The organism is Pseudomonas sp. FW305-7, assembly GCF_058786735.1.
The window spans coordinates 57,432-79,078 of record NZ_JBYSZA010000025.1; the positions used below are offsets into that span (position 1 = coordinate 57,432).

General features: G+C 60.2%; 23 protein-coding genes. 16 read left to right on the forward strand and 7 right to left on the reverse strand.

From position 1 onward, the window contains the following. Window positions 1-284: 284 nt before the first annotated feature. Window positions 285-749 carry a DUF2269 family protein gene (locus tag AC3WMT_RS24175; RefSeq protein WP_103306595.1) on the forward strand — a complete coding sequence of 155 codons (465 nt, stop codon included), beginning with the start codon at window positions 285-287 and terminating at the stop codon, window positions 747-749. A 154-nt stretch (window positions 750-903) separates the two neighbouring features. Here the strand turns inward: AC3WMT_RS24175 and AC3WMT_RS24180 are convergent, their stop codons facing one another. The 4 genes from AC3WMT_RS24180 to AC3WMT_RS24195 form a co-directional block, all read right to left on the reverse strand. Beyond that, window positions 904-1,662, reverse strand: coding sequence for a hypothetical protein (locus AC3WMT_RS24180; RefSeq protein ID WP_103306594.1), 759 nt, complete (start codon window positions 1,660-1,662; stop codon window positions 904-906). Continuing rightward, window positions 1,655-1,936, reverse strand: a complete 282-nt coding sequence (locus AC3WMT_RS24185; RefSeq protein ID WP_103306593.1) for a DUF1145 domain-containing protein — start codon at window positions 1,934-1,936, stop codon at window positions 1,655-1,657. The genes AC3WMT_RS24180 and AC3WMT_RS24185 overlap by 8 nt, the downstream gene beginning before the upstream one ends. A gap of 161 nt (window positions 1,937-2,097) precedes the next feature. After that, window positions 2,098-2,820, reverse strand: coding sequence for a PA1041 family peptidoglycan-binding anchor lipoprotein (locus AC3WMT_RS24190; RefSeq protein ID WP_103306592.1), 723 nt, complete (start codon window positions 2,818-2,820; stop codon window positions 2,098-2,100). A gap of 89 nt (window positions 2,821-2,909) precedes the next feature. Beyond that, complete coding sequence (locus AC3WMT_RS24195; protein WP_103306591.1) at window positions 2,910-3,605, reverse strand: PA1041 family peptidoglycan-binding anchor lipoprotein; 696 nt, start codon at window positions 3,603-3,605, stop codon at window positions 2,910-2,912. 199 nt (window positions 3,606-3,804) lie between these two features. On the opposite strand from AC3WMT_RS24195, the gene AC3WMT_RS24200 reads away from it, so the two are divergent. From AC3WMT_RS24200 to AC3WMT_RS24215, 4 genes are all read left to right on the forward strand, one after another. Further along, a complete protein-coding gene (locus tag AC3WMT_RS24200; protein ID WP_103306590.1) occupies window positions 3,805-4,302 on the forward strand; it encodes a DUF6231 family protein in 498 nt (165 codons plus the stop codon). Between the two features lie 4 nt (window positions 4,303-4,306). Then, window positions 4,307-4,783, forward strand: coding sequence for a YchJ family protein (locus AC3WMT_RS24205; protein WP_103306589.1), 477 nt, complete (start codon window positions 4,307-4,309; stop codon window positions 4,781-4,783). Between the two features lie 114 nt (window positions 4,784-4,897). Further along, window positions 4,898-5,392 (forward strand): LEA/WHy family protein, encoded by a 495-nt coding sequence (locus AC3WMT_RS24210; RefSeq protein ID WP_103306588.1) that lies wholly within the window; start codon window positions 4,898-4,900, stop codon window positions 5,390-5,392. Next, window positions 5,389-5,592 (forward strand): SEC-C metal-binding domain-containing protein, encoded by a 204-nt coding sequence (locus tag AC3WMT_RS24215; protein ID WP_003198420.1) that lies wholly within the window; start codon window positions 5,389-5,391, stop codon window positions 5,590-5,592. The genes AC3WMT_RS24210 and AC3WMT_RS24215 overlap by 4 nt, the downstream gene beginning before the upstream one ends. A gap of 242 nt (window positions 5,593-5,834) precedes the next feature. On the opposite strand, the gene AC3WMT_RS24220 is transcribed toward AC3WMT_RS24215, so the two are convergent. Beyond that, entirely contained in the window at window positions 5,835-6,392 is a 558-nt protein-coding gene (locus tag AC3WMT_RS24220) for a cysteine hydrolase family protein (protein ID WP_103306587.1), read from the reverse strand. A gap of 335 nt (window positions 6,393-6,727) precedes the next feature. On the opposite strand from AC3WMT_RS24220, the gene AC3WMT_RS24225 reads away from it, so the two are divergent. The 10 genes from AC3WMT_RS24225 (at window position 6,728) to pdeM (ending at window position 20,151) form a co-directional block, all read left to right on the forward strand. Next, window positions 6,728-9,178 carry a penicillin acylase family protein gene (locus AC3WMT_RS24225; protein WP_103306586.1) on the forward strand — a complete coding sequence of 817 codons (2,451 nt, stop codon included), beginning with the start codon at window positions 6,728-6,730 and terminating at the stop codon, window positions 9,176-9,178. 365 nt (window positions 9,179-9,543) lie between these two features. Further along, complete coding sequence (locus AC3WMT_RS24230) at window positions 9,544-10,578, forward strand: ligase-associated DNA damage response exonuclease (protein WP_103306585.1); 1,035 nt, start codon at window positions 9,544-9,546, stop codon at window positions 10,576-10,578. Continuing rightward, the gene (locus AC3WMT_RS24235) at window positions 10,575-12,263 is read left to right on the forward strand and encodes an ATP-dependent DNA ligase (RefSeq protein ID WP_103306584.1); all 1,689 of its coding nucleotides are present in this window, start codon (window positions 10,575-10,577) and stop codon (window positions 12,261-12,263) included. Before AC3WMT_RS24230 ends, AC3WMT_RS24235 begins: the two co-directional genes overlap by 4 nt. Window positions 12,264-12,653: 390 nt before the next feature. Then, window positions 12,654-13,436 carry a transporter substrate-binding domain-containing protein gene (locus AC3WMT_RS24240; protein WP_008083900.1) on the forward strand — a complete coding sequence of 261 codons (783 nt, stop codon included), beginning with the start codon at window positions 12,654-12,656 and terminating at the stop codon, window positions 13,434-13,436. Between the two features lie 56 nt (window positions 13,437-13,492). Beyond that, window positions 13,493-14,221 (forward strand): ABC transporter permease, encoded by a 729-nt coding sequence (locus tag AC3WMT_RS24245; protein ID WP_103306583.1) that lies wholly within the window; start codon window positions 13,493-13,495, stop codon window positions 14,219-14,221. Then, window positions 14,218-14,928 (forward strand): ABC transporter permease, encoded by a 711-nt coding sequence (locus tag AC3WMT_RS24250; RefSeq protein WP_103306582.1) that lies wholly within the window; start codon window positions 14,218-14,220, stop codon window positions 14,926-14,928. The genes AC3WMT_RS24245 and AC3WMT_RS24250 overlap by 4 nt, the downstream gene beginning before the upstream one ends. An 11-nt stretch (window positions 14,929-14,939) precedes the next feature. Further along, entirely contained in the window at window positions 14,940-16,058 is a 1,119-nt protein-coding gene (locus AC3WMT_RS24255; protein WP_103306581.1) for a succinylglutamate desuccinylase/aspartoacylase family protein, read from the forward strand. A gap of 13 nt (window positions 16,059-16,071) precedes the next feature. After that, window positions 16,072-16,836, forward strand: coding sequence for an ABC transporter ATP-binding protein (locus tag AC3WMT_RS24260; protein ID WP_103306580.1), 765 nt, complete (start codon window positions 16,072-16,074; stop codon window positions 16,834-16,836). A gap of 172 nt (window positions 16,837-17,008) precedes the next feature. Next, the gene (locus AC3WMT_RS24265) at window positions 17,009-19,498 is read left to right on the forward strand and encodes a ligase-associated DNA damage response DEXH box helicase (RefSeq protein WP_103306579.1); all 2,490 of its coding nucleotides are present in this window, start codon (window positions 17,009-17,011) and stop codon (window positions 19,496-19,498) included. Further along, on the forward strand, window positions 19,495-20,151 hold the full coding sequence (gene pdeM / locus AC3WMT_RS24270; RefSeq protein ID WP_103306578.1) for a ligase-associated DNA damage response endonuclease PdeM: 657 nt from the start codon (window positions 19,495-19,497) through the stop codon (window positions 20,149-20,151). The genes AC3WMT_RS24265 and pdeM overlap by 4 nt, the downstream gene beginning before the upstream one ends. A 46-nt stretch (window positions 20,152-20,197) precedes the next feature. Here the strand turns inward: pdeM and AC3WMT_RS24275 are convergent, their stop codons facing one another. Continuing rightward, the gene (locus tag AC3WMT_RS24275) at window positions 20,198-20,407 is read right to left on the reverse strand and encodes a hypothetical protein (RefSeq protein ID WP_103306577.1); all 210 of its coding nucleotides are present in this window, start codon (window positions 20,405-20,407) and stop codon (window positions 20,198-20,200) included. A 107-nt stretch (window positions 20,408-20,514) separates the two neighbouring features. Beyond that, entirely contained in the window at window positions 20,515-21,081 is a 567-nt protein-coding gene (gene dcd, locus AC3WMT_RS24280; RefSeq protein WP_007904652.1) for a dCTP deaminase, read from the reverse strand. A 352-nt stretch (window positions 21,082-21,433) separates the two neighbouring features. Between dcd and AC3WMT_RS24285 the strand changes: the two genes are divergently transcribed. Next, window positions 21,434-21,643: a cold-shock protein gene (locus tag AC3WMT_RS24285; RefSeq protein ID WP_002554837.1), complete on the forward strand. Its 210-nt coding sequence runs from the start codon at window positions 21,434-21,436 to the stop codon at window positions 21,641-21,643. Window positions 21,644-21,647 lie beyond the last annotated feature (4 nt).

Genomic DNA, 21,647 nt, shown 5'->3' on the forward strand with positions numbered 1-21,647 from the left:
GCCTTAAAGCGGACCAGGCAAGGCGCAGGCCGCTGGAAATGGTTGTTCCCTTTCCAAGGCCTGCAACGCAGGCTGGCCCGCTTTAAGGCACAACCCGAAGGGCCGCGCCTGCTGTTGTGCAGGGCTGCGTTGCTCGAAGCTTATTTGGAATGACCAAACCACGCTTCTCGCGCCTTGCCCTGCACAACAGCAGGCGCGGCGCGGCGCGGAAACTGATCGAGAACGCCCCCCAACGGCGGCTATCATACCCCGCGAATCGATCCCGCGCAGAACGGAGTACCCCAATGACACCTTTTAGCCTCGTTTACCCCCTGCATGTCCTGTCCGCACTCGTGTGGGTCGGCGGCATGTTTTTCGCCTGGATGGTCTTGCGTCCCGCGGCTGTGAAGGCCCTCGACGGCCCTGCCCGACTGACACTGTGGGTGGAAGTGTTTCAAGGTTTTTTTCGCTGGGTCTGGGTCGCGGTGATCATCTTGCCGATCAGCGGCGTAGGCATGTTGCATCTGCAGCAGGTCGGTTTTGAGACCGCACCGAAATATGTGCAGGTGATGATCGGGTTATACGTGGTGATGACGGCGCTGTTTATCCGGATTCAGGGGTTGATGCTGCCAGAGCTGCGCAAAGCGGTTGAAGCAAAGGACTGGCCGACAGGTGCGGCGGTGCTCGGGCGTATTCGCCGGGTGGTGGGGATTAATCTGATTGTCGGGTTGCTGCTGGTGGCGATTGCGGCGGCGCGGCCGATGTTCTGAGCCACAGCATTTTTTGAGCTGTGAACACTGCTGTGGCGAGGGGATTTATCCCCGATGGGTCGCGAAGCGTCCCCGCTCTTTAATCCAAAAGCGGGGACTGCTACGCAGTCCATCGGGGATAAATCCCCTCGCCACAATTGAGCCTTGCTGTTCTTTAGAAGCGCTGCACGGTCACGGCACCCGCCGCGCCGACCGGTCCAGGCTGACCATCAGCGCCGGCCTTGCCATTCTTGCCGCCATCGGCGCGATACACCAGGCAGCCCTTGGACTTGCCGCCCTTGCCGGCCTTGCCGCCAACGCCCGCCGGGCCACCGGCACCGCCGGCCACGTTGACCTTGATCAGCTCCGCCGGAAACTCACGCGGCACTTCAAGGCGTACCAGCCCACCCGGAGCACCGGGTTGACCGTCACTGCCGTCACTGCCATCAGCACCGTGCCCGGCCGAGCCATAAGTGCAGCCCGGATCTTCACCGTTGCCACCGTCCAGTCCGACAAAACCAGGCGCACCGGTGCCGCCACGGGCATCGACCAACAGTTGCGGCGCGTTCAATGCCTTGAACTGCAGATTCAGATTGCGCCCTGCCCGGGCGGCTTTTTCGTAGGTGCCCGGTGCACCGCGTGCGGTGATCTGGCTGCCTTCGCCGAGTTCTGCGCGAGCAACCTTCATGTCCAACGCCTGTGCCCCCGGCACGATGGCGATTCGAGCTTCGTGACCGAGGCGCAATTCACCGACACTCAGTTCAGTGACGTTGGCGGGAATCAGCAAGGTGCCGTAATCGGCCACGTCCAGACGCTCAAGCTGCAAAGTGCCGGTGTTATTAGGCAACCGCATAAGGGAGTTGGGTTCGACGCTGACCACTTGGGCACAGGCCAATGGGCTGATGAATGCAGCGAGCAAGCAGAGTTTACGCATGGGAAGAAGCCTCCGGAGCGGCCGGGGCCGGGATGGTTTGCAGGTGGAATACGCCGAACAGCAGGATGCGGCCACGGTCACGCCAAGGGTGCGGACGTCCCTTGAGGCTGCGATTGCACAGCAGCACTTCGAGCACATGAACCGTTAACAGCAGACCGCCGGCCAGATTGACCAACAGATGCAGCGGATGAACAAAGGGTACAAGCTGATTGGCCAGCACCACACAGCAGAACAGCAGGGTCAATAACCGCCCCAGCCCCCAGAACACTTTCATACGCCCCCCCGTGTTGCGAATTATTCTTTGGGCGCACAGTAACGGCTTCTGCGGGGGATAAGCCAGAGGCAAAAATGAAAAAACCTTGCCGAGCCGCCAAATGGCTGCCGGAGCGACGATGATCGCCCCGGCAGCTCTAGCTCGCGGACTACAGACACATCCTAGCGATTGATGTGCAGCTCCACTCTGCGGTTTTGCGCGCGCCCTTCGTCGGTCGCGTTATCCGCCACCGGCTCGCTTTCGCCACGCCCTTCACTCGTCAGTTTGTTCGGCGCCAGGCCCTGACTCAGCAGATAAGCCGCGACGCTGCTGGCGCGTCGTTCGGAAAGCGCCTGGTTGTATGCATCCGATCCTTTGCTGTCGGTATGGCCGATGACTTTGATGCTCACCACGTCGGCATTGCGCAGTTTGTCCATCAACGTATCGAGCTGGGCCTTTGCCGCTGGCGTCAGGTCAGACTTGTCGAAATCGAAGAGCACGTTGCCGGCATCGCTCAAGGTGATGACTTCGGTTTGCGGAGCCGGTTCGACCGGTTTCTGTGCCACCGGGTACTGCGGCAGTGGACAGCCACGGTGATCGACCGGGGTGTTGGCCGGGGTATCGGGGCAACGGTCACGGCGGTCGAATACGCCGTCGCCGTCTTCATCGCCGTCCTGGGCATAACAGATCAGTCCGCCGGTAAGAATCCCCAGCGCCGCGCCGCCACCGGCCCAGCCGCCACTTTCGATGGCGCCGAGACCGCCACCGACCAGCCCGCCGATAAGGCTGCAGATCGGCCACGTACGTTGATTGAGGGGTGCAGTGCCATCGCTGTGGGTGGCGCAACCGGTGAGCAAGCTGCCTAGCAGCAGCACCGGCAAGACGGACCTTGAGAAAACAGTCATTGTGAAAGCTCCTGTGTCACCGGCCCATACCGGTTACACAGGAGTAAAGACCCGCATCCGCGACTGCACAAGCCGCGGATGCGAGAGGCCTAGCGGACGATTTTGATTTCGGTACGACGGTTTTGCGCACGACCGTCAGCAGTTTTGTTATCGGCAACAGGCTGGCTTTCACCCAGACCGGACACCGAAACGAAGCTGGCACGTGGCACACCTTGCTGGATCAGGTATTCCACCACCGAGTGCGCACGACGGTCCGACAGTTTTTTGTTGTAGGCATCGCTGCCCACGCTGTCGGTATGACCGGTCACGGTCAGTTGTGCGGTCGAGGATTCCTGTTTCAGGCGTGTGGCGACTTTGTCGAGCACTTGCTTGTCGGGGCCGGTCAGCGTGGCTTTGTCGAACTGGAAGTGCACATCACGAATAACGATGGTTTCTTCCTTGACCACTACAGCCTCTTCAACCACTGGTGCAGGGGCGGGTGGAGGGCAACCGTCAGCGTCGACCTGTACACCTTTAGGCGTGTGCGGGCACTTGTCGCGACTGTCCGGCACACCATCGCCGTCTTCGTCGCCATCACCGTGTACCCAGCAATAGGCCGCTGCCGTACCACCGACCACCAACGCGCCATAGCCGGCCCATGCCGAACTCTCGGTCGCGCCGAGGCCGGCACCGACAACACCACCGACCGCCGCACAGGTCGGCCAGTCGGTTTTCTGCAAACCTGCGCAACCAGTCAACACACTGGTTAGCAGAATCAAAGGTAATGCTGTCCGAACTATGCTCATCTGGTTTTCTCCTGAGGGATCGGCTTAGAACCGATTCAGGGAGTAAAGACCGGAGTTTTAATCTCCGCCAGCAATAGGCCACTGCTGTTTGCGACCGTGTTCACAGGACTTTGGCGCATTTGTCGCAAACCTGCGCGGCAGGGCTCTTTGCCGCCGCAGTCAGGCAGGCTAGTCTTGGCGGTCTGATTGAGGAGCTTCGATGAACGTCGCCATTTCTTCCCGTACGCCGCAACAGGCGTTGGCCGCTTTGCTGGATCGCTACGCGCCGGCGCGTCTGCTGCTGATCGGTGCCACTGAATTCCCCGCGCTGAGCGCTTTCAAACAAGCGCATCCAGACACGTGCGTGGCCCACGCCGCGCCCGGCGCCTTGCCGGCGGAACTGGCGGCGCGGCGTTTCGATCTGGCGCTGGTAGTCGACTGCCTGGAGCATTTGCCCAAGCGCGACGGCCTTAACCTGCTGGGCGGTATTCGCAATCTCAACGCCAGCCGCATCGCAGTGCTGGCGGACCTTTCGGCCAGTGGCTGGCAGGAAACCGATTTCTACTCGCTGGCGCTGCAAGCCAGCGAACGCTTCCAGCGTGACGAACAGGTGTTGACCCTGTTTACCTACGATCTGCTTGACTACAAACAAGTCCCCGACTGGCTCAACTCGCGGTTCTGGGCCAATCCGGAAAACTTCGGGAAATACTGGTGGTAATGCAATGAGTACAGCCATTTGCCCTTGCGGCAGCGGCAATCTGCTGGATGCCTGCTGCGGTCATTATCACGAGGGCCATCCGGCCCCGTGTGCCGAAGCCCTGATGCGTTCGCGCTACAGCGCCTATGTGCTCGGGCTGATCGACTATCTGGTGGCGACCACCCTGCCCGCTCAGCAATCGGGTCTTGATCGGCAGTCGATCAGTGCCTGGAGCGCGCAGAGCACCTGGCTCGGCCTTGAGGTCGAAAGTTCGGAAGTCTTCGGCGGCCAGCCGGAACACGCCTTCGTTACCTTCACTGCGCGCTGGCACGACGACCAGGGCGAACACAGCCACCGTGAGCGCTCATCGTTTGTGCAGAACGCCGGCCGCTGGTACTTCATTGATCCGACCGTGCAGTTGAAGCTGGGGCGCAACGACAGTTGCCCATGTGCCAGTGGGCAGAAATTCAAGAAGTGCTGCGCGGGATACTTTGGCGCTTGAGATTAAAAAATCGCAGCCTTCGGCAGCTCCGGCACGGGATTTCGTTCACCCCATAGGAGCTGCTGAAGGTTGCGATCTTTTAGCGTCTAGACTGGCAGCAAAGGGAGTCAATCCATGCTCGGTCACTGGCGCACACTGAAAACCCTCACCCTGCTGCTGTTTCTCGGGCTCAGCGGCTGCGCCTCATGGTTCAGCGACGACACCCGCGACCCCGCCGTGCACCTGGTAAAAGTCGAAGTGGTACGGGCCAAACTGCTCGAGCAGAAATTCATCCTGCACTTTCGCATCGACAACCCCAACGACAGCGACTTGACCGTGCGCGGTCTGGAGTACCGCATTCATCTGGCCGACATGCTGCTGGCCGAAGGCGAGTATGAACACTGGATCACCGTCGGGCCGAAGCGCAGCGCCTTTTATAAGGTGCCGATTCGCACCAATCTTTGGCCGCAGGTGAAAGAGGTGGTGAAAATGCTGAAAAGTCCAAATCAGCAGATTCCCTATCGGTTACAAGGCGAAATGGAAACCGGTTTATTCATCGCCCACTACGTGCACCTTGAGCGCAATAGCGTGATAATCCCGGCCGATTTAATTCCGGAGCAACACCGATGACTCAGCAACCTCATGTCCATGGCCCTGACTGCAATCACGATCATGACCATCACCACGATCACGATCACGGCCATGTCCACGGCCCGAACTGCGGCCACGCCCACCAGGAACCGGTGCGCAACGCCCTGAAAGACGTCGGCCGCAACGACCCTTGCCCATGCGGCAACGGCAAGAAATTCAAGAAGTGCCACGGCGCTTGATGCCTTGGGCGAAGAGCCTCTTCGCCTGACACACCGCCTTCGCGAGCAGGCTCGCTCCCACATTTGAACGCACCGTGATACCTGTGGGAGCTGGCTTGCCAGCGATGAAGCCGGCACCTTCAACATTGCTGGCGCCTGACACACTGCTATTGCTGGCAAGCCAGCTCCCACAATGGCCGGTGTTTCAGCAATATGGGAGCGAGCCTGCTCGCGAAGGGGCCGGCACATTCAATGAAAGCTTTTCAGCCTGCCGCCAGAATCCGCGCCGAACTGACCACCGTCGCATACTCCCCATGCAAATTCCCCAGCGACATCCCGTGCACGTCTTCAGCCGTACGCAACGTGCCGAAGTAATCGGCCTTGTCGAAGGTGAAGCACGCATCCTCTGCCACCCACGTATCAAACCCCAGATTGCCCGCCGTGCGCGCCGTGGCCTCCACCGAGTTGTGGGTCGCCACGCCGACGATGACCAATTGCCCGATCCCCGCCTCACGCAACCGCGCCGCAAGCCCGGTGACACAGAACGCATCCGGCACTTGTTTCTGGATCAGCCACTCACCGTCCCGGGGCAAAAACCTTGGCTGAAACTCCACCCCTTCCTGTTCGGGCCAGAACACCGAGTCCGGTTCACGGGATAGATGCTGCACATGGATGACCGGCCGCTCGCTGTGCCGCCAAAGCCCCAGCAGATCGAGGATTCGCTCCTCAGCCTGCGGATTGTTACGCCGCCCCAAGCGGGGGTGCAGGATGCCTTTTTGCTGGTCGATGATGATCAGTGCAGCGTTGGCCTCAAGTTCCATGGCGGTCTCCTCACGCAAAGTCATTGAATGTGCCGCAGTTTACGCGTGGAGTTGAGATTTTGCGGCGAGGGAGCTTGCTCCCGCTCGGCTGCGCAGCAGTCGCAAGTCCAGACAACGCATTTTTTTGATAAATGGCTATGCAGGGTCTGGGAGTGCTTCGCACTCCAGCGGGAGCAAGCTCCCTCGCCACAAAAACCCGGTTATCCCTGAAGATTTGCAGTTGGTCAGGCAAATCGAGAAATAACCGCTCGCCCCGCTTGCGCGCCCACCTCCTGCTCACTAACGTAGCGGCTTTATTGCGCCCCCAGCCTCTACACCCCCGCAGGAGCTTTGCCATGGCCTCGCCAGCCCTCACACATTTTCTTCCCCGGTTCGGCGTTGCCGCAGCAGTGACCGGTGTCTTGAGCCTGTCCGGTTGCCAGACCTGGAACGCTCAGGACACCCTCCCGCCCACCTCCGGCGTGCAACCGCTCAAGGGCCTGGCGCAGAACGTTTCGGTGCGCCGTAACGCCATGGGCATGCCGTTGATCGAAAGCAACAGCTTCCACGACGCGCTGTTTACCCTCGGTTACGTCCACGCCAGCGACCGCATCAACCAAATGGTCACCCTGCGCCTGCTGGCTCAGGGCCGTCTGGCGGAAATGTCTGGCGCCTCGATGCTCGACGCCGACCGTTACATGCGCGCCGTCAATCTGAAGAAAAGCGCCGCCGAACTTTACAAGGCTTCGTCGCCACGGCTGAAACGCTTTTTCGAAGTCTATGCCCGGGGCGTCAACGCCTACCTGTTCCGCTACGCCGACAAGTTGCCGGGCGACCTGGCCACAAGCGGCTACAAGCCTGAATACTGGAAACCGGAAGATTCGGCGCTGATTTTCGCCCTGCTGAATTTCAGCCAGTCGGCCAACCTGCCGGAAGAAATCTCTTCACTGGTGCTCGCGCAAACCGTGACCACCGACAAGCTCGCCTGGCTGACCCCGTCCGCGCCGGACGAGAGTCTGCCGCTGGCCGAAGCCGACAAGCTGCAAGGCCTCAAGGTCAACGGGCAAATCCCCGGCCTGAACGAACTGAGCAACGCCAGCCAGCAACTGTCGACGCTGAACCTGCTCGGCACCACGTCTTCGAACAACTGGGCCATCGCCCCGCAACGCAGTCGCAGCGGCAAGAGCCTGCTCGCCAGCGACAGCCATGGGCCATTGGCCGCGCCGTCGCTATGGAGTTTCGTGCAGATCCGCGCGCCGAAGTATCAGGCGGCAGGTGTGACCGTCGCCGGTTTGCCAATGGTGCTGGGTGGTTTCAACGGTAAAGTGGCGTGGAGCATGACCAGCGTACTCGGCGATAACCAGGACCTGTTCCTGGAAAAAATCCGCCGTCAGGGCAGCAGCCTGACTTACGAGGTCAACGGCAAATGGCAGCCGCTGGGCGTGCGCAACGAAACCTATTTCGTCAAAGGCCAGCGGCCGATTCGCGAAGCGGTGTACGAAACCCGCCACGGTGCGTTGCTCAACAGTGCTCAGGCTGCGGCGCAAGGCAACGGTTTTGGTCTGGCCCTGCAAACACCGAGCTTCACCGACGACAAATCCCTGGACGCGTTTTTTGATCTGAGCCGAGCGCAGAATGTTGAACGCGCCTCGGACGCGAGCCGCGAGATCCGCGCCATCGCCCTGAACCTGGTCTTCGCCGATGCCAGCAATATCGGCTGGCAAGTCACCGGACGTTTCCCCAATCGTCGTGAAGGCGAAGGCTTGCTGCCGTCGCCGGGCTGGGAAGGTCGTTACGACTGGGACGGTTACGCCGACCCGATGCTGCACCCCTACGATCAGGATCCGGCGCAAGGCTGGCTCGGCACCGCCAACCAGCGCGTCATCCCTCACGGTTACGGCATGCAACTGTCCAACTCATGGGCCGCGCCGGAACGTGGCGAGCGTCTGGCGGAACTGGCTGGCAGCGGCAAACATGACAGCCGCAGCGTGATCGCCATGCAGTACGACCAGACCACGACTTTCGCCGCCAAGCTGAAGAAAGTCTTCGAAGCACCGGGCATGAAGCAGCCGCTGAAACAGGCAATCGATGCATTGCCGGAAACCGATCGCAGCAAGGCTCGCGAGGCGTTTACCCGCTTGATGGCGTTCGACGGCAAGCTCAGCCCGACTTCGGCGGATGCAGCGATCTATGAACTGTTCCTGCAAGAAAGCATGAAGCAGATCTTCCTCGACGAACTCGGCCCGGAATCCAGCCCGGCGTGGAAAGCGTTTATTGCCAACGGTGATTTGTCCTACGCAGCGCAAGCGGATCATCTGCTGGGAAGCGAGGACAGTCCGTTCTGGGACGACATCCGTACGCCGCAGAAAGAAGACAAGGCAGTGATTCTCGCCCGCAGTTTTGCGGCAGCCATCAGTGCTGGCGACAGTCAGTTGGGCGGCGATCACAAAGCCTGGCAGTGGGGCAAACTGCACAGCTACACCTGGAAAAACAGCAATGGTCAGACCGTTCGTGGACCACTGGCGGCGGGAGGCGATCACACGACGTTGAACACCGCAGCGTTTGCCTGGGGTCAGGATTTCACCACTACGCGTGCGCCATCGATGCGCTTTATCGTCGACTTCGGTCAAGCCGAACCGCTGATGGGGCAGAACGGTACGGGGCAGTCTGGGAATCCGGTCAGCCCGAATTACCTCAATGGCATTGATCAGTGGTTGAAAGGGCAGTACATCGGCTTGCCGATGCAGCCGCAGAACTTTGATCGGGTTTACGGGAAGACGCGTCTGACCCTCACCCCGGGGAAATGAGTTCAAAGATCAAGAGCCCCTCACCCTAACCCTCTCCCGGAGGGAGAGGGGACTGATTGGGGGATGCTGCAGACTTACGCCGACCTGAAGGTGCTGCGCCGAATCCGGAGTTAACTCGGTTCGTACTGTGCCGAATCCTGAGTCAAGTCGGTTCGTGCACTGCCGAATCATGAGTCAAGTCGGTTCGTGCACTGCTGAATCCATAATCGACTCGGTTTTTCAGGTCGATGTCCCCTGCCAGACACCTCGGTCGGCCCCATCTCCCTCCGGGAGAGGGCTGGGGTGAGGGCGTTTGTAAAAATCCATAGAACTTCTGAACCCGCGCAAACCTCATAGCTAACAAGCCCCCCATTTCTGGTAACGACATGGATCTTGTTATCGCCCGCCCCGAAGGTTTGTACTGCCCCGCCGGGGATTTTTATATCGACCCCTGGCGTCCCGTCGAGCGCTCGGTGATCACCCATGCCCATGGCGACCACGCTCGCACCGGCAACCAGCACTACCTTTCCAGCAGCGCCAGCGAAGGGATTTTGCGCGCGCGTCTGGGGCAGGACATCAACCTGCAAACCCTCGCCTACGGCCAGCGCTTGACCCACCACGGTGTCACCTTGAGTTTTCACCCCGCTGGCCACGTGCTCGGCTCGGCACAGGTGCGTCTGGAATACGGTGGCGAAGTCTGGGTCGCTTCCGGCGATTACAAGATCGAGCCGGACGGCACCTGCGCGCCGTTTGAACCGGTGCGCTGCCACACCTTCATCACCGAATCGACCTTCGGCCTGCCGATTTACCGCTGGCAGCCACAGGCGCAGGTGTTCAGCGAAATCAATGAATGGTGGAAAGCCAATATCGCCGCTGGCAAAGCCAGCGTGTTGTTCTGTTACTCCTTCGGCAAGGCCCAGCGGATCCTCCACGGCATCGACGAAACCCTCGGCCCGATCCTCAGCCACGGCGCCGTAGAGCCGTTGAACCGCGTCTACCGTGATGCCGGCGTGTACCTGCCGCCAACAATCTATGCCGGTGACGTGAAAAAAAGTGACCCGATCATGCGCCAGGCGCTGGTGATCGCCCCGCCCTCGGCCGGTGGCAGCACCTGGATGCGGCGTTTCGGCGATTTCAGCGATGCCTTCGCCAGCGGCTGGATGCGCCTGCGCGGTACGCGTCGGCGGCGCGGGGTGGATCGCGGCTTCGTGCTGTCCGATCACGCCGACTGGCCCGGCCTGCTCTGGGCGATCAATCAGACTGGCGCCGAACGGGTGATGGTCACCCACGGTTCGATTGGCGTGCTAGTGCGCCATCTGCGCGAACAGGGGCTCGATGCACAGGGCTTCAACACCGAATACGGCGATGACGAAGAAGAAAACATCGCCTCTCAACCGACCATCGCCGAGATGCCCGCATGAAAGCCTTCGCCGAGTTGTACGCCGAACTCGACGCCACCACGTCCAGCAACGCCAAACTGGCGGCCATGCAAGCTTATTTTGCCCAGGCCGAACCGCAGGACGCCGCTTGGGCGGTGTACTTTCTGTCCGGTGGCCGGCCCCGGCAACTGGTGCCGGTGCGGATCCTGCGCGAACTCGCTGTCGAGGTGTCCGGGTTGACGCCGTGGTTGTTCGAGGAGAGCTATCAGGCCGTCGGCGATCTGGCGGAAACCATTTCGCTGGTGCTCCCGGAAAATCTGCACAGCTCCGATGCCGGCCTCGCCGAGTGGATTGAAGACAAACTGTTGCCACTGCGCGGTGAAACTCCGGAATTCCTCTCACGGCAACTGCCGGCACTGTGGGCGCAGCTGGATCGGCCGAGCCTGATGCTGTGCATCAAACTGATCACCGGAAGCTTTCGTGTCGGCGTGTCGAAATTGCTGGTGACCCGCGCACTGGCCTCGATGGCCGGGCTCGACAGCAAACGTGTCGCCCAGCGTCTGGTGGGTTACACCGACCTGTCCAATCGGCCGAACGCTGCCAGTTATCTGAAGCTGATCGCCGCCGAATCCGCCGACGAACACTCCCAGCGCGGTGGCCAGCCGTACCCGTTTTTCCTCGCACATGCCTTGTCGCAACCGGTTGAAGAGTTCGAGGCGATGATTGGCCCGGCGAGCGACTGGCAAGTGGAATGGAAATGGGATGGCATCCGTGCGCAAGTGGTCAAGCGTGAAGGGCGGTTATGGGTGTGGTCGCGGGGTGAAGAACTGGTCACCGAGCGCTTCCCCGAACTCGATGTGCTGGTCCACGGTTTGCCGGACGGCACGGTGATCGACGGTGAGATCGTGGTGTGGAAAAGCACCCATCCACGCACCGAGGACGCTTTTGATCCGCAATCGCCAGAGCCGCCCGCGGTGCAACCGTTCGCGCTGCTGCAACAGCGGATCGGTCGCAAAACCCTCGACAAGAAAATCCTCGAAGACGTGCCGGTGGTGGTGCTCGCCTACGACTTGCTTGAATGGCAAGGCGAAGACTGGCGCAATCAGCCGCAGGCCAAGCGTCGTGCGCAACTGGAAGAGGTCATCGCCCGCTGCAACAGCCCGGTGCTGTTGGCCTCCCCCGTATTGACCGGCTCAGACTGGTTCGACTTGGCCCATCAGCGTGAAGCGTCCCGGCGCCTGGGCGTCGAGGGCATGATGCTCAAGGCCCGTGACGCCTTGTATGGTGTGGGCCGGACCAAGGACATGGGGGTGTGGTGGAAATGGAAGGTCGACCCGTTCAGTGTCGATGCGGTGCTGATTTACGCTCAGCGCGGGCATGGTCGCCGCGCCAGTCTGTACAGCGACTACACCTTTGCCGTGTGGGACGGCCCGCCCGAATCCAGTCAACGGGCATTGGTGCCGTTCGCCAAGGCCTATTCGGGGCTGACCGATGAGGAAATGCGCCAGGTCGACAGCATCGTACGCAAAACCACGGTGGAGAAGTTCGGCCCGGTGAGCAGTGTGAAACCGAGTCTGGTGTTCGAACTCGGTTTCGAGGGGATTGCCTTGTCGCGGCGGCACAAAAGCGGGATCGCCGTGAGGTTTCCACGGATGCTGCGCTGGCGGCAGGACAAGACTGTGGATGAGGCGGATAGTCTTGCTACTTTGCAAGATCTGCTGGCTTGACCCCCTTTCCAGGGACACTGGTCATTTGAATTGAATGACTACCTGTGGCGAGGGGATTTATCCCCGATCGGCTGCGCAGCAGTCGCAAAATCTGAACATGCAATTATCCCTGATGAATGCCGGGGGCTGCTTCGCAACCCATCGGGGATAAATCCCCTCACCACAGTTATCGCAGCCAGCCAAAAACCTCTACGCCGAGCCGAAATGGTGCAGCGCATTTTCGGCGCCCGTTTCCGTGCACCAATCCCCTCCTCATCTATCAATCCCCGCCTTTTAAAACACTTGTTCGGGACTCTGGTTCGGAAATTGCTACTTTCTATAGGTCGTACGCGTTCCAGTAACAATAATTCTGCGCCACAAGCGCTCATATTGGTTCTTAGGGATTGAATAATGAAAAAAGCATTGCTGACCCTTTCTGCACTGGCGTTGTGCATGGCCGCTGGCTCCGCGCTGGCCAAGGAATACAAAGAGCTGCGCTTTGGCGTTGACCCTTCGTACGCACCGTTCGAGTCGAAAGCGGCCGACGGCAGCCTGGTGGGCTTCGACATCGATCTGGGCAACGCGATCTGCGCCGAACTGAAGGTCAAGTGCAAGTGGGTCGAAAGTGACTTCGACGGCATGATTCCGGGCCTCAAGGCCAACAAATTCGACGGTGTGATCTCGTCGATGACCGTGACCCCGGCCCGCGAAAAAGTCATCGACTTCTCCAGCGAGCTGTTCTCCGGTCCGACCGCTTACGTGTCGAAAAAAGGTTCCGGCATCACTGCCGACGTCGCGTCGCTGAAAGGCAAAACCGTCGGTTACGAGCAAGGCACCATTCAGGAAGCCTACGCCAAAGCCGTGCTGGACAAGGCTGGCGTGAAAACCCAGGCCTATCAGAACCAGGATCAGGTGTATTCCGACCTGACCTCCGGCCGTCTCGACGCGGGCATTCAGGACATGCTGCAAGCCGAACTGGGCTTTCTGAAGTCGCCACAGGGCGCCGACTATGACGTCAGCAAGCCAGTCGACAACGAATTGCTGCCAGCCAAAACCGCTGTCGGTATTAAGAAAGGTAACACTGAGCTGAAGGCGCTTTTAGATAAAGGTATCAAAGCGTTACACGATGACGGCAAATACGCCGAGATTCAAAAGAAACACTTTGGCGATCTGAATCTGTACAGCGGCAAATAATGCCCCGGCGCCCATCCTCGATGGGCGCCTTTTCCATCCGCTCAGGTTGCTGATTTATGTTCGAAACCCTCTTACAAAATCTGGGGCTCTCCGCCTTCAGCCTCAAGGGCTTTGGCCCGTTGCTGTTGGAAGGCACCTGGATGACCATCAAATTATCGGCGTTGTCGCTGCTGGTGGCCGTGTTGCTCGGCCTGCTCGGCGCCAGTGCCAAACTGTCAAAAATCAAACTGGTGCGCCTGCCCGCCCAGCTCTACACCACGCTGATTCGCGGGGTGCCGGACCTGGTGCTGATGCTGCTGATCTTCTACAGCCTGCAAACCTGGCTGACGACGCTCACCGACTACATGGAATGGGAATACATCGAGATCGACCCGTTCAGCGCCGGGGTGCTGACCCTGGGCTTCATTTATGGCGCGTATTTCACCGAGACTTTCCGCGGGGCGATCCTCGCCGTGCCGCGCGGTCAGGTCGAAGCGGCCACCGCCTATGGCCTCAAACGCGGCCAGCGCTTTCGTTTTGTGGTGTTCCCGCAAATGATGCGTTTCGCGTTGCCGGGCATCGGTAACAACTGGATGGTGATGCTCAAGGCCACCGCGCTGGTGTCGATCATCGGCCTCGCCGATCTGGTCAAAGCCGCGCAGGACGCCGGTAAAAGCACTTATCAACTGTTCTATTTCCTGGTCCTCGCCGCGTTGATTTATCTGCTGATCACCAGTGCCTCGAACTTCATCCTGCGCTGGCTCGAACGCCGCTACGCTGCCGGTGCCCGGGAGGCCGTACGATGATCGAACTTCTGCAGGAATACTGGCGAGCTTTCCTTTATACCGACGGCCAGAACATCACTGGTCTGGCGATGACGATGTGGCTGCTCAGCGCCTCGATCTTCATCGGTTTCCTGGTGTCGATTCCGCTGTCGATCGCCCGGGTTTCCAGCCACTTCTACGTGCGCTGGCCGGTGCAGTTCTACACCTACCTGTTCCGAGGCACGCCGCTGTATATCCAGCTGCTGATCTGCTACACCGGGATTTACAGCCTCGCGGCCGTACGTGCGCAGCCGATACTCGACAGTTTCTTTCGCGATGCGATGAACTGCACGATCCTCGCTTTCGCCCTGAACACCTGCGCGTACACCACGGAGATTTTTGCCGGGGCGATCCGCAGCATGAACCACGGCGAAGTCGAAGCGGCCAAGGCTTATGGTCTGACAGGCTGGAAGCTGTATGCCTACGTGATCATGCCGTCAGCCTTACGCCGTTCGTTGCCGTATTACAGCAACGAAGTGATCCTGATGCTGCACTCGACCACCGTGGCCTTCACCGCGACCATCCCCGACATTCTGAAAGTCGCCCGGGACGCCAACTCGGCGACCTTCCTGACCTTTCAGTCATTCGGCATCGCCGCGCTGATCTACCTGACCATTACCTTTGCGCTGGTCGGCCTGTTCCGTCTTGCCGAACGCCGATGGCTGGCCTTCCTCGGGCCGACACACTAGGAAACCTTGTAATGCGACACCAGATCCATGACCTGCTGGCCCCGCTGCCGGGGACCGCACGACAGATCCACAGCTTCCACTTCGGCCCGGCGCAGGCCAAGGGCAAGGTCTACATCCAGTCTTCGCTGCACGCCGATGAATTGCCCGGCATGCTCGTCGCCTGGCACCTCAAGCAGCGTCTGGCGGAGCTGGAAGCCGCCGGGCGCCTGCGCAGCGAAATCGTGCTGGTGCCGGTGGCCAATCCGGTCGGCCTCGAACAAGTGCTGATGGACGTGCCGCTGGGCCGTTACGAACTGGAGAGCGGGCAGAACTTCAACCGCTGGTTCGTCGACCTCAGCGAAGAGATCGGCAACGCCATCGAAGGCAAGCTGGGCGACGATCCGCAGCACAACCTCGAACTGATCCGCGCCAGCCTGCGCAACGCCCTCGCCCGCCAGACCGCCAGCACGCAACTGCAATCCCAGCGCCTGACCCTGCAACGGTTGGCCTGCGATGCGGACATGGTGCTGGACCTGCATTGCGATTTCGAATCGGTGGTTCACCTCTACACCACGCCCGAAGCGTGGCCGCAGGTCGAGCCACTGGCGCGCTACATCGAAGCCCAGGCCAGCCTGCTGGCCACCGATTCCGGCGGCCAGTCGTTCGACGAATGCTTCACGCTGCTGTGGTGGCAATTGAGGGAGCGCTTTGGCGAACACTTCGAGATTCCGCTGGGCAGTTTCTCGGTGACCGTCGAGTTGCGCGGTCAGGGTGACGTCAACCATCCGCTGGCCAGCCGCGACTGCCAGGCGCTGATCGACTATCTGATCCAGTCCGATGCGATCGTCGGCGAGACCAAACCGCAGCCGTCGCTGCCCTACCCCGCCACGCCGCTGGCGGGTGTGGAGCCGGTGACCACCCCGGTCGGCGGCCTGCTGGTGTACACCGCCACGGCGGGGCAATACCTCGAAGCCGGGCAGCAGATCGCCGAAATCATCGACCCGATCCACGACCGGGTCACCCCCATTCATTGCACCAGCGCCGGCGTGATGTACGCCCGTTCGCTGCGACGCATGGCCACTGCCGGCATGGTCATCGCCCACGTCGCGGGCGCTGAAGCCTATCGCAGCGGCTACCTACTTTCGCCTTGAGGATGTCTGTCCTATGTACAAACTGACCGTTGAAGGCCTGCACAAAAGCTATGGCGACCATCAGGTGCTCAAAGGCGTTTCGCTCAAGGCCAAGACCGGCGACGTGATCAGCCTGATCGGCGCCAGCGGCTCGGGCAAAAGCACCTTTTTGCGCTGCATCAACTTTCTCGAACAACCCAACGACGGTGCGATGAGCCTTGATGGCCAGAAGATCCGCATGGTCACCGACCGCCACGGCATGCACGTCGCCGACGCCGATGAACTGCAACGTCTGCGCACGCGGCTGGCGATGGTGTTCCAGCACTTCAACCTGTGGAGCCACATGACCGTGCTGGAAAACATCACCATGGCCCCGCGCCGGGTGCTCGGTTGCAGCAAGCAGGAGGCCGAAGACCGCGCCCGCCGTTACCTCGACAAGGTCGGTCTGCCGGCGCGGGTGGCCGATCAATATCCGGCGTTTTTGTCCGGCGGCCAGCAACAGCGCGTGGCGATTGCCCGGGCGTTGGCGATGGAGCCGGAGGTGATGCTGTTCGATGAGCCGACCTCGGCGCTCGATCCGGAACTGGTCGGGGAAGTGTTGAAGGTGATTCAGGGTTTGGCCGAGGAAGGCCGGACCATGATCATGGTGACCCACGAGATGAGCTTCGCCCGTAAAGTTTCGAGCCAGGTTCTATTCCTGCATCAAGGTCTGGTCGAGGAAGAAGGTGCGCCCGAAGATGTCCTCGGCAACCCGAAAAGCGAACGCCTCAAGCAATTTCTCAGCGGCAACCTGAAGTAACGTCGTACACAACCCCCTGTAGGAGTGAGCCTGCTCGCGATGGCGTCATTACATCCAACACTGATGTGACTTACGCACCGCTATCGCGAGCAGGCTCACTCCTACAAAAATCAAACTTGTCCGCCCACCGCGTGGTCACTGGAATAACCCCTCCAGAGCGCGCGCAGCCCGCATGGCGAAATCCTCCGACCTCGCAAAAACCTGGTTCAGCGCTCGCGGCTGGAAGCCGTTCGCCTTTCAGAAACAGGTGTGGGCTGCGGTAAAAAACGGTGAATCCGGAATGCTGCACGCCAGCACCGGCGCCGGCAAAACCTATGCGGTATGGTTTGCCGCACTCAACCGCTTCGCCCGAACAGCTCCCATCGTTGAAACTTCACGTAAACGCAAACCGGTTGCCGAACCACTGACCGTGCTGTGGATCACGCCGATGCGCGCCCTCGCTGCCGACACCGCACGCGCGCTGCAAACTCCCGTGACGGACCTGGAAATCCCCTGGAGTATCGGCCTGCGCACCGGTGACACCAGCAGCAGCGAGCGCGCCCGGCAGAGCCGACGCCTGCCGACCACGCTGATCACTACACCCGAAAGCCTGACCCTGCTGCTCGCCCGCGCCGACGCGCAAACAGCGCTGGCGACACTGCGCATGATCGTCGTCGATGAATGGCACGAGCTGCTCGGCAATAAACGCGGCGTGCAGCTGCAACTGGCCCTCGCCCGCCTTCGTCACTGGCAGCCCGAATTGATTGTCTGGGGCGTGTCCGCCACGCTCGGTAATCAATCCCACGCCGAACAGGTGCTGATCCCACATGGCGGTGGCGTCAGCGTCCAGGGTCAGAACGAAAAAGCGCTGGCGATCGACACCCTGCTCCCACCCACCCTCGAACGATTTCCGTGGGCCGGACACATCGGTTTGAAGATGCTGCCGCAAGTGGTCGCCGAACTCGATGTCTGCGCCAGCAGCCTGGTGTTCACCAACACCCGGGCACAGTCGGAAATCTGGTATCAGGCGCTGCTTGAGGCGCGACCGGACTGGGCCGGGCTGATCGCGTTGCATCACAGTTCGCTGTCACGCGACACCCGCGACTGGGTTGAGCAGGCCTTGAAGGACGGGCTTTTGAAAGCAGTGGTCTGCACCTCCAGCCTGGATCTGGGGGTGGATTTCCTGCCCGTGGAGCGTGTGCTGCAAATCGGTTCAGCCAAGGGCGTCGCCCGTTTGATGCAACGCGCCGGGCGCTCCGGCCATGCCCCGGGCCGTAACTCGCGGGTGACGCTGGTGCCGACCCACAGCCTTGAAGTGATCGAAGCCGTCGCCGCCCGTGATGCCGTGGAGCAGCGACGCATCGAACCGCGCCTGTCGCCGAATAAACCGCTGGATGTGCTGGTGCAGCATTTGGTCAGCATGGCGCTGGGCGGCGGATTTTTACCCGATGAGCTGTACGAAGAAGTCCGTGGCGCCTGGGCCTATCGTGACCTGACACCTGCCGATTGGGCGTGGGCGCTGGCTTTCGTACGCCATGGCGGCATGTCTCTGACGGCTTATCCGGATTACCGTCGAGTCGAGCCCGACGAACAAGGTGTCTGGCGCGTGCCCGATGCGCGGCTGGCACGCCGGCATCGCATGAGCATCGGCACCATCGTCAGCGACGCGAGCATTCAGCTTAAATTCTGGAGCAAGGGTGGCGGCGGCAAGCAGTTGGGCAGCGTCGAGGAAGGCTTTATTGCACGGCTCAAACCGGGCGATGGCTTTCTGTTTGCCGGGCGTTTGTTGGAACTGGTACGAGTGGAAAACATGACCGCCTACGTCAAACGCAGCACGGCGAAGAAAGCCGCCGTGCCGCGCTGGAATGGCGGCCGTATGCCGCTCTCCAATGAACTGGCGCAAGCGGTGGTGACGCGCTTCACCGCTGCCGCACAGGGTGAGTTTACCGGACCGGAAATGCAGGCGTTACGGCCTCTGCTGGACACCCAGGCGCGCTGGTCCGGTTTGCCCACAACCAACGATTTACTGGTCGAGGTGCTGAAATCCCGCGAAGGCTGGCACCTTTTTCTCTACCCGTTTGCCGGACGGCAGGTGCATCTGGGGCTCGCCAGCCTGTTGGCGTGGCGGGTCAGTCAGCGTCAACCGGTGACGTTCTCGATTGCGGTGAACGATTACGGTCTGGAGTTGCTCAGTGCCACGCCAGTGGATTGGTCGCAACAACTCGATACCGAACTGTTCAGTGCCGATCACTTATTGCGCGATGTTCTCGCCAGCCTGAACGCGGGCGAACTGGCCTTGCGGCGCTTTCGCGAAATCGCCCGAATCGCCGGACTGGTGTTTTCCGGTTACCCCGGCGCGCCGAAAAGCACCCGGCAAGTGCAGGCCTCTAGCGGCTTGTTCTTCGAAGTGTTCAAGCAATACGACGCCGATAACCTCCTGCTGGCTCAGGCCGGGGAAGAGGTCCTACGGGAAGAACTGGATATTCGCAGGCTGGAACAGACGCTACAGCACATCAAACAGATGAATCTGCAAGTGCATCAGATCAAACGTCCTACACCGCTGGGGTTTCCACTGTTGGTGGAACGCATGCGCGAGAGCATGAGCTCGGAAAAACTGGCTGACCGCATCAGAAGGATGGTTGGTGATCTGGAAAAGTCCGCTGACAAGGGTAGCTCTGCATGAACGCGCCCTATCCTGTGCGCCTGGCCGGAGAGGAGTTGTGGCTGCTGCCGGAAAAAGCCTTGTATTGGCCGGCGCAGCAAGCCTTGCTGATCGCCGACGTGCATTTCGGCAAAGCGGCCGCCTATCGCAGCCTTGGCCAGCCCGTCCCTCAAGGCACAACGGCGAGCAATATCGCGGTGATTGATCGACTGCTGGCGAAACTGCCCTGCCGCCAGCTGATATTTCTCGGTGACTTTCTGCATGGCCCCGGCTCCCACGCGGTGGGCACGCTGAGCGCACTGGCCGAATGGCGCTCGCGCCACGTTGATCTGCCGATGACGCTGATTCGCGGCAATCACGACAAACGCGCGGGTGATCCGCCGGTATCGCTGAACATTCGCGTAGTGCCAGAACCGCTATTGCTCGGCCCATTTTCGTTACAACACGAACCCGATCCGCACCCGGAGCGGCATGTACTGGCTGGCCATGTGCATCCGGTTTATCGGCTGCAGGGCAAGGGGCGGCAGAGCTTGCGGCTGGCGTGTTTCAGATTGGCCGAGCGCATCAGCCTGATGCCCGCGTTTGGCGCGTTTACCGGTGGTTATCCGGTTGAGCGTGATGATAGCTGCAGGATTTTTGTCATCGGCGACAACGAAATATGGCCAGTCAGTTGAAGTCTTGGCGGACTTCAACTGACTGGCCATTCAATTCCCATAGGGATCAGGCAACAGGTGCCGGTGGTGGCTCGTCAGGCAGAGTCGGCTCACCCGGCTCGGTCGGTTGTTCGTTGGGGGTATCGGGATCAGGCTGACCCGGAATTCCGCCAGCCAGGCTGATGGACGGGTGTGCCAGCAAGGACCAGGCTAAAACGCCAATCTGATTGGGCTCAAGCCTTGCCAGTTCGGCAGTGATATGCGGATCGATCTTCATAGGGCACTCCTCGGCGAAGGCCCGTTTCGGCACAAGCAAAAACGGGCAGTACACTCCATAGAGTGCCTGCCCGCCAAAGAATTCCCGACATCTGCCGGATGGACGACTCAGGTACGCGGCAGAGTCACGCCACGCTGGCCCTGATACTTGCCGCCACGATCCTTGTAGGAAACTTCGCATTCCTCGTCGGATTCAAGGAAGAGCATCTGCGCCACGCCTTCATTGGCGTAGATTTTCGCCGGCAGGTTGGTGGTGTTGGAGAACTCCAGGGTCACGTGACCTTCCCACTCAGGCTCAAGCGGCGTCACGTTAACGATAATGCCGCAGCGAGCGTAGGTGCTTTTACCCAGGCAAATGGTCAGTACGTTGCGTGGAATACGGAAATATTCGACGGTGCTGGCCAAGGCGAAGGAGTTCGGCGGAATGATGCAGACGTCGCTGTGGATGTCGACGAAGCTGCCGGCATCAAAATTTTTCGGATCAACTATGGCCGAATTGATGTTGGTGAACACCTTGAAGTGGTTGGTGCAACGCACGTCGTAGCCGTAGCTCGACACACCGTAGGAGATCACTCGGCTGTCATCGCTGCCGCGCACCTGGCGCTCGACGAACGGTTCGATCATGCCGTGTTCCTGCGCCATGCGGCGAATCCACTTGTCCGATTTGATGCTCATGGCGGGTTTCCTGAATAGCGAGGTGAAAAATTCTGTCCGGCATCTTACCGGTCGCGCCGCCCGCTTCAAAGTGCGCGCTGCAATTCTCGCCGAACACCCCGTAATTACGCGGTATGACGACGAACCGTCACACCGCCGATCCTTAAAACAGAGAAACCTTTGCAAGAAGCATTGGCACGTTCAGGAAAAAGGGTTAAGGTGGCGTCACTGTGTTGCTTGTGTCACTGAGAATCTCTACACGATATGTTGAATTTCGATCCAACCATCTACAAGAATTTTTCCTGCTCTTTGCACTCAGTCTCGGCCAGGGTTCTTCCTGTTCCGCAGTTATCTTTGTTCAAGGAGTTACACCATGTCTAATCGCCAAACCGGTACCGTTAAGTGGTTCAACGATGAAAAAGGCTTCGGCTTCATCACCCCACAATCCGGTGACGATCTGTTCGTTCACTTCAAAGCTATCCAATCCGACGGCTTCAAAAGCCTGAAAGAAGGCCAACAGGTTTCTTTCATCGCTACCCGCGGTCAGAAAGGCATGCAAGCTGAAGAAGTACAAGTTATCTAACTTG

Excerpts from the sequence above, each read along its gene's own strand:
- AC3WMT_RS24210 (WP_103306588.1), top strand. The coding sequence starts at position 4,898 with ATGCTCGGTCACTGGCGCACACTGAAAACCCTCACCCTGCTGCTGTTT.
- pdeM (WP_103306578.1), top strand. The coding sequence starts at position 19,495 with ATGAACGCGCCCTATCCTGTGCGCCTGGCCGGAGAGGAGTTGTGGCTG.
- AC3WMT_RS24250 (WP_103306582.1), top strand. The coding sequence starts at position 14,218 with ATGATCGAACTTCTGCAGGAATACTGGCGAGCTTTCCTTTATACCGAC.
- AC3WMT_RS24255 (WP_103306581.1), top strand. The coding sequence starts at position 14,940 with ATGCGACACCAGATCCATGACCTGCTGGCCCCGCTGCCGGGGACCGCA.
- AC3WMT_RS24245 (WP_103306583.1), top strand. The coding sequence starts at position 13,493 with ATGTTCGAAACCCTCTTACAAAATCTGGGGCTCTCCGCCTTCAGCCTC.
- AC3WMT_RS24200 (WP_103306590.1), top strand. The coding sequence starts at position 3,805 with ATGAACGTCGCCATTTCTTCCCGTACGCCGCAACAGGCGTTGGCCGCT.
- AC3WMT_RS24205 (WP_103306589.1), top strand. The coding sequence starts at position 4,307 with ATGAGTACAGCCATTTGCCCTTGCGGCAGCGGCAATCTGCTGGATGCC.
- AC3WMT_RS24240 (WP_008083900.1), top strand. The coding sequence starts at position 12,654 with ATGAAAAAAGCATTGCTGACCCTTTCTGCACTGGCGTTGTGCATGGCC.
- AC3WMT_RS24195 (WP_103306591.1), bottom strand. The coding sequence starts at position 3,605 with ATGAGCATAGTTCGGACAGCATTACCTTTGATTCTGCTAACCAGTGTG.
- AC3WMT_RS24220 (WP_103306587.1), bottom strand. The coding sequence starts at position 6,392 with ATGGAACTTGAGGCCAACGCTGCACTGATCATCATCGACCAGCAAAAA.
- AC3WMT_RS24215 (WP_003198420.1), top strand. The coding sequence starts at position 5,389 with ATGACTCAGCAACCTCATGTCCATGGCCCTGACTGCAATCACGATCAT.
- AC3WMT_RS24185 (WP_103306593.1), bottom strand. The coding sequence starts at position 1,936 with ATGAAAGTGTTCTGGGGGCTGGGGCGGTTATTGACCCTGCTGTTCTGC.
- AC3WMT_RS24175 (WP_103306595.1), top strand. The coding sequence starts at position 285 with ATGACACCTTTTAGCCTCGTTTACCCCCTGCATGTCCTGTCCGCACTC.
- AC3WMT_RS24225 (WP_103306586.1), top strand. The coding sequence starts at position 6,728 with ATGGCCTCGCCAGCCCTCACACATTTTCTTCCCCGGTTCGGCGTTGCC.
- AC3WMT_RS24190 (WP_103306592.1), bottom strand. The coding sequence starts at position 2,820 with ATGACTGTTTTCTCAAGGTCCGTCTTGCCGGTGCTGCTGCTAGGCAGC.
- AC3WMT_RS24260 (WP_103306580.1), top strand. The coding sequence starts at position 16,072 with ATGTACAAACTGACCGTTGAAGGCCTGCACAAAAGCTATGGCGACCAT.
- AC3WMT_RS24285 (WP_002554837.1), top strand. The coding sequence starts at position 21,434 with ATGTCTAATCGCCAAACCGGTACCGTTAAGTGGTTCAACGATGAAAAA.
- dcd (WP_007904652.1), bottom strand. The coding sequence starts at position 21,081 with ATGAGCATCAAATCGGACAAGTGGATTCGCCGCATGGCGCAGGAACAC.
- AC3WMT_RS24275 (WP_103306577.1), bottom strand. The coding sequence starts at position 20,407 with ATGAAGATCGATCCGCATATCACTGCCGAACTGGCAAGGCTTGAGCCC.
- AC3WMT_RS24265 (WP_103306579.1), top strand. The coding sequence starts at position 17,009 with ATGGCGAAATCCTCCGACCTCGCAAAAACCTGGTTCAGCGCTCGCGGC.
- AC3WMT_RS24235 (WP_103306584.1), top strand. The coding sequence starts at position 10,575 with ATGAAAGCCTTCGCCGAGTTGTACGCCGAACTCGACGCCACCACGTCC.
- AC3WMT_RS24180 (WP_103306594.1), bottom strand. The coding sequence starts at position 1,662 with ATGCGTAAACTCTGCTTGCTCGCTGCATTCATCAGCCCATTGGCCTGT.
- AC3WMT_RS24230 (WP_103306585.1), top strand. The coding sequence starts at position 9,544 with ATGGATCTTGTTATCGCCCGCCCCGAAGGTTTGTACTGCCCCGCCGGG.